The sequence below is a fragment of the Microcoleus sp. PH2017_12_PCY_D_A genome (assembly GCF_020738565.1).
Lineage (GTDB): Bacteria > Cyanobacteriota > Cyanobacteriia > Cyanobacteriales > Microcoleaceae > Microcoleus.
Map to the genome: position 1 here is coordinate 1 of NZ_JAEQCI010000027.1, position 14,453 is coordinate 14,453.

The 14,453-nt window shown below is 45.4% G+C and carries 10 protein-coding genes; 7 read left to right on the forward strand and 3 right to left on the reverse strand.

Annotation, left to right across the window (positions count from 1 at the left end; all coding sequences use genetic code 11):
- Positions 1-474 precede the first annotated feature (474 nt).
- On the forward strand, positions 475-1,677 hold the full coding sequence (locus JGK39_RS07550; RefSeq protein ID WP_293299110.1) for a transposase: 1,203 nt from the start codon (positions 475-477) through the stop codon (positions 1,675-1,677).
- 113 nt (positions 1,678-1,790) lie between these two features.
- The gene (locus JGK39_RS07555) at positions 1,791-2,978 is read left to right on the forward strand and encodes a GNAT family N-acetyltransferase (protein ID WP_293258771.1); all 1,188 of its coding nucleotides are present in this window, start codon (positions 1,791-1,793) and stop codon (positions 2,976-2,978) included.
- 246 nt (positions 2,979-3,224) lie between these two features.
- Here JGK39_RS07555 and JGK39_RS07560 read toward each other — a convergent pair whose 3' ends face one another.
- Both JGK39_RS07560 and JGK39_RS07565 read right to left on the reverse strand, forming a co-directional pair.
- Positions 3,225-3,800 (reverse strand): hypothetical protein, encoded by a 576-nt coding sequence (locus tag JGK39_RS07560; protein WP_293258769.1) that lies wholly within the window; start codon positions 3,798-3,800, stop codon positions 3,225-3,227.
- Positions 3,801-3,970: 170 nt separating this feature from the next.
- The gene (locus tag JGK39_RS07565; protein ID WP_293258767.1) at positions 3,971-5,335 is read right to left on the reverse strand and encodes an ATP-binding protein; all 1,365 of its coding nucleotides are present in this window, start codon (positions 5,333-5,335) and stop codon (positions 3,971-3,973) included.
- A 358-nt stretch (positions 5,336-5,693) separates the two neighbouring features.
- Between JGK39_RS07565 and JGK39_RS07570 the strand changes: the two genes are divergently transcribed.
- The 5 genes from JGK39_RS07570 (at position 5,694) to JGK39_RS07590 (ending at position 13,884) form a co-directional block, all read left to right on the forward strand.
- Positions 5,694-6,539 carry a M48 family metalloprotease gene (locus tag JGK39_RS07570; RefSeq protein ID WP_293257022.1) on the forward strand — a complete coding sequence of 282 codons (846 nt, stop codon included), beginning with the start codon at positions 5,694-5,696 and terminating at the stop codon, positions 6,537-6,539.
- 112 nt (positions 6,540-6,651) lie between these two features.
- Positions 6,652-7,125, forward strand: a complete 474-nt coding sequence (locus JGK39_RS07575; RefSeq protein ID WP_293257019.1) for a tryptophan-rich sensory protein — start codon at positions 6,652-6,654, stop codon at positions 7,123-7,125.
- 300 nt (positions 7,126-7,425) lie between these two features.
- Positions 7,426-9,297, forward strand: coding sequence for an ATP-dependent zinc metalloprotease FtsH4 (gene ftsH4 / locus JGK39_RS07580; protein WP_293257016.1), 1,872 nt, complete (start codon positions 7,426-7,428; stop codon positions 9,295-9,297).
- 484 nt (positions 9,298-9,781) lie between these two features.
- Positions 9,782-12,457, forward strand: coding sequence for an NERD domain-containing protein (locus JGK39_RS07585; RefSeq protein ID WP_293257013.1), 2,676 nt, complete (start codon positions 9,782-9,784; stop codon positions 12,455-12,457).
- Positions 12,457-13,884: a hypothetical protein gene (locus tag JGK39_RS07590; RefSeq protein ID WP_293257010.1), complete on the forward strand. Its 1,428-nt coding sequence runs from the start codon at positions 12,457-12,459 to the stop codon at positions 13,882-13,884. Before JGK39_RS07585 ends, JGK39_RS07590 begins: the two co-directional genes overlap by 1 nt.
- A 238-nt stretch (positions 13,885-14,122) precedes the next feature.
- Here JGK39_RS07590 and JGK39_RS07595 read toward each other — a convergent pair whose 3' ends face one another.
- Positions 14,123-14,386 carry a DUF2442 domain-containing protein gene (locus tag JGK39_RS07595; protein ID WP_293257007.1) on the reverse strand — a complete coding sequence of 88 codons (264 nt, stop codon included), beginning with the start codon at positions 14,384-14,386 and terminating at the stop codon, positions 14,123-14,125.
- Between the last annotated feature and the right edge of the window lie 67 nt (positions 14,387-14,453).

Genomic DNA, 14,453 nt, shown 5'->3' on the forward strand with positions numbered 1-14,453 from the left:
TTGGTTAATTACTTTTCCTCTTCTGACCTTCCCGATATTGGCACTATTGTTACAGGCGTTCAAATTCCTCAAATTAATTTTGGCGATGGGGATGATGATGGTGATGATGGTGATGATGGTGATGATGGTGATGATGGTGATTGTTTTGAGTCAGATTCATTTGAAGGTTAACATTTTTTAAATTTTAACGCCTGATGATATCGCTTGTGACTTGGCGATTGAAACTCTCCTTAAAAAGGGGGAGTCGCGGTTTGAGTCTAAATCAACCGTCAATCAATCGATTTTAACTCAGGGCTTTATAAATGAAACAAGCTTTTGTGGCTTTTCGTACTTCATAAGCTCGGTTATTATTTGATTGATTGTAATTTTCCCCTGCGATTTATAGCTTTAAGAGTGAATTAGGCTCGTGCGGCCTTTGGGTGATTCATAAGCTTTGTTATGGGGAGTTGGAAAAATTATCACCTGGAAAAATTGATGCAAATTATTGGACTTGACATTAGCAAGGCCTCGGTTTCTGCTTGCTTGTTAACAGAGAAACCAACTGAACCCCGACAATTTTATTATGACTGTGATTTTCATAAGTTTGATGCTACAGTTTTTGGAATTGCTGGATTGCTTTCATTGATTGGTGATATTCCCACAGTTGCAGTGATGGAGCCCACGGGTGTTAATTATTCTCGGCTTTGGGGAACTCAGCTTGCCCGGGCCGGTGTAGAGGTTCGGCTTGTCGGTCACAAGGAATTGCGATCGTTTCGAGAGCACCACCTCGGGCTTCCAGATAAAGATGATGATGCGGATGCTTTGGCGCTGGCGATTTATGGGTGGGATTATTTTGATGTTCCCCGTCGGTTCGTGCAAGTACGATCGCAAACTGTTGTGGAGATTCGCCGCTTAGTTTTGCGACTTGCTCATCTCAACCGCGTGCAGTCACCGATTATCAATCGGGCCCGTCAGGATTTAGCATGGCAATTCCCAGAAGTGGCGTTAGTGCGATCGGTGCGGCTGGGGGAAAAGGTACCGCTGTTGTGGGGTTGGTTGTGCGGCGAGCGTCAGTCTGTAAAGTATGATTTGATGCTTGAAAAGTCGATCGGCTTGGGTTTGACTGATGAACTTCGCCGTCACGCTGCTCGTATTTGTGACCTCCAGCGAGAGGAGATGGCTTTAGAATTTGAACTTTCCAAGCTAGTGAGCGAGCCGCAGTTTCTGCTGTACCGCAAAGTTTTTGCTCGATTTGGCTTTGGTCGCAGAGTTGAGGCGCTGCTGCTTTCTCAGATTTATCCTTTTGAGAATTACCTTGGTGTTGATGGTAAACCTGAGGTGAGGATTTGTAAGGGTCGCAAGTTTGGCAAGCCCACTAAGCGGCATTTATCTCTGCGCCGGTTTATGAAAGCGCTTGGTTATGCGCCGTCTCAAGAGTCCAGTGGTGATTTGCAAAAATCTAAGGTTAGCGGCGGTAGCGATTTGTGTCGGCGTGCTCTTTGGCAGTGGATTTTTACCCGGATTGAGCCGCAGCGCTGCCGTCTTAAAAATGATATTGGCGATCGGTTGGGGGCAATTATTGATGCTGAAAAATTAAATAAGCGGCCGGTGCGTTTAGTGCGATCGCGCGTGGCGGCTAAGGCAGTTAAGTTACTGTTCAGGGAGCTAGTGCGCGAGCTTGTTCAATCTAAAATCTAATTTTCATTGGCCGAACTTTGGAAAAATAGCCGCAATCCCGTCCGGAAGGGCAACCCACAACTTTTGTTTAGTTGTTAGAGTGAAGTTCGATCGCTCTACGCACAAATCTCCCTATGCTGGAACAGCCAAAAACTCAATATTCTGTAGCCTGGATTAGCAAAATAGGCGAAATCCCGCAAGCCTCGTGGGATGCCTTGGCGATGCCGCTAAAAACTCCATTTCTCGAATGGGATTGGCTGAACAATCTCGAAATCTCGGGTAGCGCGTCAGGTAAAACCGGTTGGCTACCGCATCACTTGACTGTGTGGCGAGACAAACAGTTGATTGCTTGCGCGCCGCTTTATGTCAAAAGCCACAGCTACGGCGAATTTGTGTTTGACAATCAGTGGGCCGATTTAGCTCAGCGTTTGGGTGTACAATACTATCCAAAGTTGATGGGAATGACGCCGTTTACTCCGGCTGAAGGCTATCGATTTTTGATTGCGCCGGGGGAAGATGAGGATGAGTTAACGGGAGTAATGGTAAGCGCGATCGACCATTTTTGCGATCGCCACAACATCTCCGGCTGCAACTTCCTGTATGTCGATCCGGCATGGCGGCAGCGCATGGAAAAACACGGTTTCAGCACTTGGCTGCACCACAGCTATATTTGGCAAAATCAAGGCTATCAAAATTTTGACGGTTATTTAGGCGCTTTTAATGCCAACCAGCGCCGCAATATCAAACGTGAACGCAAGGCTGTTGACAAAGCGGGTTTGTTGCTAAAAACGCTGACGGGCGATGAAATTCCCCAACCGATGTTTGGTCAAATGTATGCTTTTTATGAGAATACTTGCGATAAATTCGGCTGGTGGGGAAGCAAGTATTTGACTAAGCGGTTTTTTGAACAGTTGCATCACAATTATCGCGATCGCGTTTTGTTTGTCGCCGCCTATGATAAGGAAGATGACAGACAGCCTGTGGGTATGTCGTTTTGTTTGTATAAGGGCGATCGACTTTACGGGCGTTATTGGGGTAGTTTGCAGGAAATCGACTGCTTGCACTTCGATGCTTGTTATTATACGCCGATCGAATGGGCGATCGATCGCGGCATCCAAACCTTCGATCCTGGTGCGGGCGGGCGGCACAAAAAACGGCGCGGTTTTCCTGCGATGCCGAACTACAGTCTGCACAGATTTTACAACAACCGTCTGGCGCAAATTCTTAAGTCTTATATCGGTCAAATCAATGAAAGGGAACAGGAGGAAATTGATTTAGTCAATCAGAATTTGCCTTTCAATCAGGATGATTCTTCGGATTAGTCCGTGTTTGTAGTGAGGACTTCAGTCCTCTCTTGATAGAATGAAGAAAAACTTGTTGCATTCCTGACTGCGAACCTAAGATTAGTCCGTGTTTGTAGTGAGGACTTCAGTCCTCTCTTGAGAGAGTGAAGAAGGACTTGCATTCCTAACTGCAAACCTAAGATTAGTCCGTGTTTGTAGTGAGGACTTCAGTCCTCTCTTGATAGAGTGAAGAAGGACTAAAGTCCTCACTACGAACCTTTTAATTTAATTCAAAAATACTCTCCCATCTTCTTGAATTTCCAGCGATTTAGTATCAGCGCCCAAATCAGTTGTCGCGCCAAAACTCACTTGCAACATTCCCGGCGTCGCCGTGGCTTGCGGCCGAACCAGCATCAATCCGCCGTCTGGGCGCTGGTAAGTAAGGGTGATTGGCACTTTGATGTTTGTGAGCACAATTTCCGATTGTTCGCCCAGAGTTCGCGGTGGGGTAACGCCTACGACTTGATAATTGATGAGGGCATTGGTAGTATTCACCAGTTTAATTACTACCGTGCCGGATGCCGGCGCAACTCGCGCACTCGGCATCGGGAAGCGGGGAGGCGCGTCTGTTGTTGCGGGTTTTGAGGGCATCCCGTTGGGGCTGGGGCTGACAGCGGGACTCGGTTCGGAAACGGGCTTTCCTCTTCCCGGAGTGGCTTCGGGACTCGGTTGGGAAACCGGTTTTCCTTGTTGGGGCGGGGGGCCGCCTGCTTGGGAAAGTGTGGCCAGACTGACGAGTAAGCCGCCGCAGGTGGCTGCTAGCAAGCTGATTTTGTTCAACGGTAGATTGTGGCGAAACATAAATAACTCCTCACAAGTTCGATCGAGATTTCCAACAAAGTTTATGTTAATCTATGCCCGAATTGAATTTTAATAGCTGAGTTTGGGCGCAAGGTAGAAACATCGGGGTTTGAGGGATAGATTTTTTTTATTAACCGCAGAGGGCGCAGAGGGCGCAGAGGAAGAGAGGTTTAGAGGCGGATTTCTGCTGATTTGTGGGCGGGGATGGTGACGGTAACAGCGGTTCCCCGATCGACTTGGCTGTCAATGCGGATTTGGCCGCGGTGATTTTCGACAATGGCTTTGGCGATGGCTAATCCTAAGCCGGAACCGGCGGCGCTGCGGTGGGTGCGGGCGGGATCGGCGCGGTAGAATCGATCGAACAAATGCGGTAGCGCTTCCGGGGAAATCCCGATGCCGGTGTCTGTTACTTTGATTTGCAGTGCAGAATTGATCGCCGAGGAATTTCTTTTGTTTTTAGCTGGCAACTGCAATTCTACTTCAATTTCGCCGCCAGAGGGCGTGTACTGCACGGCGTTGCTGACAAGATTGGTAAACAGTCGCGCTAGTTGATCCCAGTCGCCTAAAACTGTAAAGTTATTTTCAGTGTCGGGCGAATCGATGATTTCGAGGGAAAGAGAGAGATTTTGGGTAAGGGCGATCGCCAGTTGTTCTTCAATCACCTCCATCAACAAAGCATCCAGAGGAACATCAACCCACTGCTGCTGCACGATTCCGCTGTCTTGTCTGGCCAAAAACAGCAAATCGTCAACCAACCGCCCCAAACGGCGCGTCAGGCGTTCGATAACCTGTAGCTGTTGGTGTTGCTGCGGTTCGATATCTGGTTCCGCCAAAGCTACTTGGACGTTTGTTTGAATGGTGGCGATCGGATTTCTGAGTTCGTGGGAAGCATCGGCGGTAAACTGTTTGAGACGACTGTAAGATTCTCGCACAGGTGCGATCGCCAATCCCGAAAGCAACCAGCCAATAGCCGCCACGGAAATTAAAGTTAAACCCGCGCCCAAAATCAAATCAAAAATTAATTGTCGGATCGGTTTTGTCACCTCAAACCAAGGATGGCTGACTCGCAAATATCCCAAAACTTGCCGGCCGATTTCCACACGCTGCGTAACTTGTCTGAGAGAATAGTTTTGATCCGACTGCAACTTATTGTTAATTACCCAAACCGTTTCGCCCGTGCGGTTAGCGTGAATCGGAACATTCAGCGGTTCCGACAAAGTAGACCACAGTAACTCCCCCGTAGGACTGAACCATTCTAAATCAATGTGGTCGTCTTCTACCGCATCGCTGCTGTCTCGAAAACTCGCTTGAATATTAACTTTCAACTTAGTTTTAGATCCGGTTTTAGGGGAAGTGAGCGGTTCAATTACGAGAGTGCGCTCTACTATTTCTACCACGTGATTGAGAGTGTCGTCAATGCGATCGATCAAAGTATTGCGGACGTAGAAATAGAAACCCGTGGCAAATAAAAGTAACAAGACGGCAGTAACAGCAGTGTACCAAATAGCAAGGCGGCGGCGAGTAGCTTGAAACATGGGAAATTTGGTAATTGGTAATTGGTAATTGGTAATATTGTGTCTGGTTAATTACCCGCACTCAAAACGGTTCGTAGTGAGGACTTTAGTCCTTCTAATATATGCGGACTAAAGTCCTCACTACGAACCAATTTTCAAAACAGTTCGTAGTGAGGACTTTAGTCCTCGGGAAAATGCGGACTAAAGTCCTCACTACGAACCAATTTTCAAAACGGTTGGTAGTGAGGACTTTAGTCCTCGGGAAAATGCGGACTAAAGTCCTCACTACGAACCAGTTTTCATTGTTGATACTTCAGATAGATGTGGAGGTAGCTGTCGGTCTGGTAGCGTACAGGCTAAACTTTTTAGGTAAACGCCTGTGAATAGATTTTTATTCCGATTCGCGATCGGCTTATTAATGGCATTTTTTGGAGCAATCACCTATTTTACCAGCAGCGTACAAAATCCCGTAACTGGAGAGAAACAGCGGGTGCAGCTTTCTCCCCGCCAAGAGGTTGTTTTGGGATTGCAGGCGCGAGACAAAATGGCCGCTCAATACGGCGGGCTTTATCCCAGCCAGAGTATTCAGCAATATGTCGATCGAGTAGGAGAACGTGTTGTCAACGGTTCAGAGGCGAAAAAAGCGGGTTATCCGTTTGAATTTCACCTGCTGCGAGACTCCAAAACTGTCAATGCTTTTGCTCTCCCCGGGGGACAAGTTTTCATTACCGCCGGACTCATGCGGCGGCTGAATTCCGAGGCTCAGTTGGCCGCTGTACTGGGGCACGAGGCCGGTCACGTTGTGGGGCGCCACGGCGCGGAACACTTGGCCAAACAGCAGTTGGGTAGGGCTTTGGTAACGGCGGTTGGGGTGGCGACTACTGACGATCGCGGTGGCGGACAACAAGCAGCATTAATTGCTCAAGCTGTCAATCAAGTTGTCGGTTTGCGCTACGGTAGAGCGGATGAACTTGAGAGCGATCGCCTCGGTTTTAGGTTTATGACCGAGGCGGGTTACGATCCTAGAGGTATTGTTGAAGTGATGAAAATTCTCGGTGCTGCAAGATCGGGCGAAGCGCCGCCGGAGTTTTTGAGCTCTCACCCAAATCCTGAAAATCGAGTTGAAAAGTTGCAAGCTTTAATCGCGCAAAATTTCCCTAACGGTGTTCCAGCTAATTTAGTTTCTGGACGCGAAGAGTTTGCTAAGAATGTCTCGGGCGGTTAGCTATTGTTGCGTCTGGATTTACAAAATTTATTGCTAAAGGCGGATGGAGGTTCGGGTGTGAGTTGGCACGATCGACTAATTGAGCGATCGACCAATTTGAAAGTTGAGAACCATGATGCAATCTTGGATGATTATCGGCGGCGCGACTTTCTCAGTCGCCTTCGGGACTCTGTTTTTCAAACTCCGCGATATTAACTGGGCGGTCAAACTTCAAAGACCGGATTGGATGTTTTTTGAGCCGGCGATTCCGTTAATTTGGACTGTGATTTTTGCGATGGGGGCCGGGAGTGCTACCCTCGTGTGGGAACGCGATCCGGGAAGTCTCACAACTTGGCTGCTGATGGCTTGGTACTTGCTTTTAGAAATTGTCACAGTTGCTTATATTCCCGCGACTCTCCGAGCGAAAAGCCTGAAAGTAGGGACTATTTTGGGAGGGGCTGGCGAGATTTTGGGAGTTGTGCTGCTGCTGGCTGTTTGGCCGATTTCTCAAACTGCGGCTTTGTTACTCTTACCTTACGCGATTTGGGGTGCGATCGGCACTTATACTACTTGGGAAATGATTCAGTTAAACCCAGAAGCTGCATAAATATAACCAACCGCGAAGACGCAAAGAACGCGAAGGAATAAAAAAGCGAGAGAATCTTGAAACGATTCGGAAATAATAACCATTAAGTAACTCTTAACCAAATATTCATAAATATAACGCTCTTCTCTTCTCTTCTCTTCCTTCGCTTCTTCGCGTCTTCGCGGTTCGTTCTTAATACCAAATAGGTGCAGCCCAGCTAACCGAACCAATCGAGTGAGGAAATCCGCTTGACACGGCGTCGTCATTTGATGACAAAATAAATGAATTAAACTGCTTAAAATTAAAGGATGACAGTTATCAATGGCAATTAAAGACCAGCCCCAACCCCCTCGTTTTAGGCAAATTAGCAATATTGTATTATTGCTATCAAGCTTGTTTCTGCTAGCAAACATCTTTTTGCCCAATTTGTTCGGACCGCAAATTCCGCAAGTTCCTTACAGCTTGTTCGTCCACCAAGTTCAAGAACAAGATGTGGCGCGAGCTTCGGTAGGCCAAAATGAAATTCGCTACCAACTTAAAGGCGAAGGCGACAAGCCCGGTCAAGTGCTGTCAACTACGCCAATTTTTGACCTGGATCTGCCTAAACTTTTGCAAGAAAAAGGCGTTGAATTTGCGGCAACTCCGCCTTCCAAAAATGGCTGGATCGGCAGTGTTTTAAGCTGGGTGGTTCCGCCGCTGATTTTTGTGGCGATTTTTCAATTTTTCGCGAACCGGGGCGGTGGCGGGCCTCAGGGTGCGCTGTCGATCGGCAAAAGCAAAGCTAAGGTCTACGTAGAAGGCGAATCTGCGAAAATCACTTTTGCTGACGTAGCCGGAGTTGAAGAGGCTAAAACTGAATTAGTCGAAGTTGTGGAATTCCTGAAAACTCCCGACAAATTTACCGCAATTGGCGCGCGCATTCCGAAGGGCGTGCTGTTAGTCGGGCCTCCGGGAACTGGCAAAACTCTGTTAGCAAAGGCTGTGGCTGGTGAAGCTGGCGTACCGTTTTTTAGCATCTCCGGTTCGGAGTTTGTAGAGTTGTTCGTGGGTGTCGGTTCTGCGAGAGTCAGGGATTTATTCGAGCAAGCAAAAAAACAGGCTCCTTGTATTGTTTTCATTGATGAATTGGATGCGATCGGCAAATCTCGCAGCACTAATGCTGCATTTGGTGGGAATGACGAACGCGAACAAACTCTCAATCAACTGTTAACTGAAATGGACGGTTTTGCTGTGGGTAATACTACGGTAATTGTGCTGGCTGCAACTAACCGCCCGGAAAGTTTGGATGCTGCTTTGTTGCGCCCGGGCCGTTTCGATCGCCAAGTTTTGGTCGATCGCCCGGATTTATCTGGCCGCGAAGCAATTTTGAATATTCACTCTCAAAAAGTCAAGTTGGGCCCGGATATTGACTTGAAGGCGATCGCCACTCGTACCCCCGGTTTTTCGGGCGCAGATTTGGCAAATTTGGTCAATGAAGCTGCCTTGCTGGCTGCGCGCAACAAGCGCCTCGCCATAGCGCAGGAAGACTTTTATGAGGCATTTGAGCGCGTTGTAGCTGGCTTGGAAAAGAAGAGCCGGGTGCTCAACGAGAAGGAGAAAAAGATTGTGGCTTACCACGAAGTCGGGCACGCGATGGTTGGGGCTGCGATGACTGGCGGCGGCGAAGTCGCGAAAATCTCGATCGTGCCGCGCGGTATGGCTGCATTGGGTTACACGTTGCAGGTTCCGACTGAAGACCGTTTCTTGTTGGATGAGGCGGAGTTGCGCGGTCAGATTGCTACACTGTTGGGCGGGCGATCGGCTGAGGAAGTCGTCTTCGGTAGCATCACCACCGGCGCCTCCAACGACTTGCAAAGGGCGACTGATTTAGCTGAAAGAATGGTCACAACTTACGGTATGAGCAAGGTTTTGGGGCCTCTAGCTTACGATCGCGCTCAACAATCTTTCCTCGGCGATGGTATGGGAAATGCGCGCCGTGCGGTGAGTGCCCAAACTGCTGAGGCGATCGACCAAGAAGTGAAGGAAATTGTCGAAACAGCGCACCAGCAAGCCTTGGATATTCTCAAGGAAAATCGAGAGTTGTTGGAAACTATTACGTCGCAACTGTTGGAAACTGAGGTAATTGAAGGTGAAAAACTGCACGACTTCCTGACTCAAGTAAAGCCTGTAGATAAGGTTTCGGCGGTTGTTTAAAAGGGTTTGATTTAACCGCAGATGAACGCAGATGAACGCAGATTAGTGTAAATCATCTGCGTTTTTTTATTGCAAATTAAGCGAGTAATTTTTGATTTTTTTATGATTTCAGCCCTACGATCGAATATGTCGCTGCATCCGGGGCGATCGCAAAAATGCTCGAATTCTTATCAGAATTATCTGGTGCGGGTGAGTTCAGCCGCTATAGAGGTATTTAGTATTAAAAATAACTTACTATACTTAAGTGACTACCGTACCAACAGACGTGGCGTTCCGAGGTGATATCGCTCGCCTCATTACTATGATAGAGGTGTCTTTACTCCTGAGAGCAACGCGCCATCCCGTGTTCCGCAGTAACACAGGCTACAAAGAAGTCAAGCGGGTTACTGTATCACTGATATAAGTAAATTTTGCCTAAAAACTATTGCTAGTGGTACTCAACCTGTGAGATTATTGGGCGAATAAAGTTAATTGTCGCTAAGCTATGACTGTTCGGGTATATAGAACACAGCCTTACGAGACCACCCATGAGAATCGTTTATTCGATGCCTTGCGAAAGGAATTGGCACGGGCGTGGGGCGATGCAGAAGATTTGATAATTCTGCTAGGAAACTTCTACTGCCACGGCAGCGAAATTGATGCAGCAATTCTGAAGAAAAACAGCATTATCATCATCGAGTTCAAAGACTACGGCGGACATATTAGTTTTTCAGAAAATGGGCCGTGGTTTGCAGGTGATGTCGAGGTTAAAGGTGGCAGCAAGCTCAATCCATTTATTCAAGTTAAAGATAACAAGTTTGCGCTAATCAACAGATTAAACGAAATTAATTTTCCGTCATACAGACAACAAAAATTAGGACATATCTCTGGGTTAGTGCTTTTTCACAAACCGATAAATTTTAACGATATACAGATACCACCCAAGATTGACAGGTGGTTTCATGTAGTTGATTTCGATCGCGCTATAGAACGGTTATCTCAAATTACTAGCCGAGAGATTAATCTTTCTAATCAAGATTTGGAATACATTGTCACGGATATTGCCATTCCTGAGTATGTACCTGTAGAATTGGGTGTCAGAGCGATTCCTGCTACTTTATCAGCAGTTAACACGACTAAACTTGAGTTGCCTGAGTGTCTAGAATCTGTCGTTTATCGCATTGAGCAATTTTTAGCTTCCTCAAAGAAGATTTTAATCGTTACTGGAATGATTGGAACAGGTTTAAATATTCTGCAAAAAGCTATTGGAGATATATCCAGATCGTTAGGTCGAAATTGCTCGGTGCTTGCCCCTAACAGTAAAATTGCGTCTCTTTATCCAGTTGAATCACAAAGTATTTACTCACATATTTTTTCAATAAACTCTAAATTAGAGAAGGATCTGGTTGTCTATGGATTGAAAAAAAATGAGGATACAGACAAACAAGTTTACATCGTCGGTGATGCCCACCTGATATCGGATTCACTGTTTCAGACTGATGTTTTTCGTTATGGTAGCGGGCAAGTTCTCACGGATTTTCTGGAATATACCGATATCAAAGAGAGCAAAAGACAGGTAATTTTTATGGGCGATCCATTTCAGATAAGCAGAGGTAAAACTGATGAATCAGCACTATGTTATGAACGCTTGCAGGCTGCTATCGGTGGTGAGATAGAGTTAATCAATCTTGATTTTATACTTCCAGGCGAAGAGCAAAATTTGTTTGTAAGAAATTGTCAACAACTGGCTAAAAGTATAAGTTGTGGCAGATTTAATCACCTCGCAGCCATAGCCGATTCCTCGCATTGCATCCAAATAGTCGATAGCTGCGATCAACAAGAGGTATCGAAAGCTGCATTTCTTGAGAATTCCAAATTTACCAAGTTTATAGTTTTCTCCAACGAATCGGTTAACCGCATCAATAATCATGTTAGGAAAAAGTTTTTTTATCGAGGGAAAGACCTCGTTGCTGGTGATATTGTACATATACATAATAGTCCTGTCGAAGTAGATGAACAAAAGTTAGAGCGAACTTACATATCAAGTAACTCTTTTGCTGAAGTCATAGAAGTTGACACAAATATTTCATCATTAATACAACCGCTTAAAGGACGCGAACATCCAATTAGGATAGACTTTTTGCGTATTCGAGTGCGGCTACTTCACAACGGTAAAGAGGTCAAGTTTTTATGCTTAAACGATTATTTGTATGCGGATAAGCCGGAAGTGTCAAAGGACACACTTTTAGCTTTGCGTGTTTCGGCAACAAACAGATTTAATCAACAGTGGAAACAGGGGACAGAATCAGAAGAATCGGATAAATCTAGCGAATTAGCCAAGTTTCTACGCAACGATCCATACTTCAATGCAGCCCATCTGAGGTTTGGGTACGCACTTACCCTGCATCGCGCACAAGGAAATCAGTTTCAAACTGCGATCGCTAATATGGAGACTGAGCAAGGACAAACAAATGCCACTTATTTTCGATGGGTTTATACCTTATTTTCTGTAGTAACAAACCGACTTCTACTCGTGAACTTCCCCTCAATTACACCATTTTCCAAGGCAACTTGGGACGGCAATCAAGGAAAGCTAGATTCTGTTGTTTGTAAGAATCTCATTGCATTCGATCCTGATTCAGACTTGAAAGAAGATACAACTATTTCACCTTTCGATATACCGTCAAAACCTTTAAGAAATCTTTACTTTAATATCGTGCAAAGTCTCCGGACTCACCGTATAAAAGTAAATTCATGCAATCATCATAAGTGGATAGAAGTTTACGATTTTGGGTCGGAAGACGGTAAAAAAAGCTGTTCTATGCGTTTGCATTATAATGGCAAATTTCATGTGACTGGAATTAAAACTGTGAGTTCTGATCCTATTGAGTTTTCCGACATAGTTCGTAATGCTATTACATCATCAAATGTGCGATTTGATAATGAATTTCAAGAAACAGTTCACGCTTTAATTAAACCAAAAATGGAGCGACACCAAATAGCGATTCAGGGAATTGAACACCATGATTTTCACGAAATTTACTATCTCTACTCAGAAATTGGCTCGCTCAAAATGCAAGTTTTCTACGCTGGAGATGGTTTTGTTACAAGAGTTATCCCAATTGGGTACACAAATTTAGAAATCGAAAAATTAGTTCGCAAAGCACTGGAGTTAGAATAATGTCGAATTTAAGCGAAGAAATTACTAATTTGAGAAAAGCTGGACAGATAGATCGAGCCTACTTCAGAGGATACGAACTACTGAAAGAGCATCCAAACGACGAAAGGCTTGCTAACAGTATTGGTTGGGTTCTCTATGAAAAAGTAAAAAGAAATGTAGAGGCTGCTAAGCAATCTCAATCGATAGAGACAAATATGTCTGTCAGCCAACTCAGGGAAATATTGGGAGAGTATTACAAACTCAAGCTGCTGCGACGACCTGATTTACTTTTTAGTCTTTTACTATCGCAAACCCTTCGATTTCCACAGGAACTCAAGTTTTTACCCAAGTTCATAAAATGGGCTGGTATTGACAGTTTTCGAGCGGAAGATTTTCAGGTTTCTACTGGTAAGGATGGTACAGTTTTTGAGTCATTGGTTGAAAAAACAGCAAGAGAAGTGGGAAAGATTGCTTGCGAATTGACAGCCCAAGAGTATCCCGATCAACGAGAATTACAAAATTTTGCAGTTAAACTGATCGATGTTGCACTCGATCGCGCCAAAGTTCAAAAACCGGAATGGCTAAATTATCGCAAGGCTTTATTGCTAAATCGTTTGGGGCGATCGCCCGAAGCTCAAAAACTTCTGGTTTCTTTTGTCAAGCAGAAGCGTAGCGATTACTGGGCGTGGCACGCATTAGCTAAAGTCGTGGAAACTTCCGATCCTCAACTAGCGTTAGCACTTTGTGCAAAAGCGTGTTTGACTTGCAGGGATGAAAATTTTGGTGTTAGTGTTTTTGAGGATCTCAGCCGACTCGCAGCAAATAGAGGACAAGAGAAAGTTGCTAAATGGGCTGCCGATCGAGCTTTTACTATTCGTAACAATAACGGATGGAAAGTCCCCCAATCCCTCCGCAATCTCTTGACTGCTAGTTGGTACAATCGTGCAGGAAATTTGTCTAACGCGGAGGAAGTGTTAGCAAATATAGCTGCTGATGCAGAAAAGGTGATTTGGCAAAATTGCCCGCGATCTCATGCTAACTATCTGGAAACCTTTGTGGCAAAATCTGGAACAAGAATGGTCGAATTTGGACGGCTGTATAATGGTGTATCTGAAAAACTTGTTAGTCCTGAGCGAGGAATGCTGAAGAACTTAAATCTGAGACTGGGCGATCCGGTGACGGTGACTGTTGATGACAGTGGCGATCGCCTAACAGTTGTTGCGGTTGAGAAACGTGAATCAGGTAAGCTCTTTGATAGTGTGTCTCATAAAACTGGTCAGTTTCGCTTGTGTCAAGGTCGTGATTTTGGGTTTGTAGATGATGTTTATGTTCCTTCTGAATTAGCGTGTCAGTTGCAGAACGATCAAAAAGTTAATGTTGCTGTTGTGAAAAAATTTGACAAAAAGAAAGAAAAATGGGGTTTGAGTGCGATCGCCATACTTAATTAAACTGATGTAAGGTGTACCCACAAGCACCCTACAGTCTGTTTTTACACAGTCTGCTTGTTTGCGATCGAATCGCAGCCATCAGCCCTTTTTGCGGCGGCTGTTGAGCTATTTCGTAGGTGCGGATATGTCTGTTTTTTGATGGATAATGGGGGATTTGTGAGGCGGCGTACCTAACTATTGTGTAGTGCGGATATATCAGATGTACAATTTTTTGGGGGATTTTTGATGGAGCCGCACCCTACCGGGGCTTCGGAGCAGGTGCCCCCCCCCGCAACATTCCTTCTGTACTGAGGTCTTCATCGATTTCTTCCCAGTGAATGCCATAACCTCCTCCACATACTTCCCATTGTGCCCTTTGCTCGGGAGTTGCATTAAACAATCTTGGATACCAAATTAAAGGCACGGTAATGGTTCGTCCATCCATTAAATCAACACTAATTGTTTCTTCGGTAAAATGAATGTGTTTAACTCTCTCGTCCGCTCGAATCTCCGAAATACCCATAAAAATATTGACTCAATAAGTTTTTTATTATACGATCTAATATTGGTTAACTGCTACCAAATTACGA

What these genes read in the sequence shown, in the direction of transcription:
- JGK39_RS07550 (WP_293299110.1), top strand. Translation starts at nt 475, where the DNA reads ATGCAAATTATTGGACTTGACATTAGCAAGGCCTCGGTTTCTGCTTGC.
- JGK39_RS07555 (WP_293258771.1), top strand. Translation starts at nt 1,791, where the DNA reads ATGCTGGAACAGCCAAAAACTCAATATTCTGTAGCCTGGATTAGCAAA.
- JGK39_RS07560 (WP_293258769.1), bottom strand. Translation starts at nt 3,800, where the DNA reads ATGTTTCGCCACAATCTACCGTTGAACAAAATCAGCTTGCTAGCAGCC.
- JGK39_RS07565 (WP_293258767.1), bottom strand. Translation starts at nt 5,335, where the DNA reads ATGTTTCAAGCTACTCGCCGCCGCCTTGCTATTTGGTACACTGCTGTT.
- JGK39_RS07575 (WP_293257019.1), top strand. Translation starts at nt 6,652, where the DNA reads ATGATGCAATCTTGGATGATTATCGGCGGCGCGACTTTCTCAGTCGCC.
- ftsH4 (WP_293257016.1), top strand. Translation starts at nt 7,426, where the DNA reads ATGGCAATTAAAGACCAGCCCCAACCCCCTCGTTTTAGGCAAATTAGC.
- JGK39_RS07585 (WP_293257013.1), top strand. Translation starts at nt 9,782, where the DNA reads ATGACTGTTCGGGTATATAGAACACAGCCTTACGAGACCACCCATGAG.
- JGK39_RS07590 (WP_293257010.1), top strand. Translation starts at nt 12,457, where the DNA reads ATGTCGAATTTAAGCGAAGAAATTACTAATTTGAGAAAAGCTGGACAG.
- JGK39_RS07595 (WP_293257007.1), bottom strand. Translation starts at nt 14,386, where the DNA reads ATGGGTATTTCGGAGATTCGAGCGGACGAGAGAGTTAAACACATTCAT.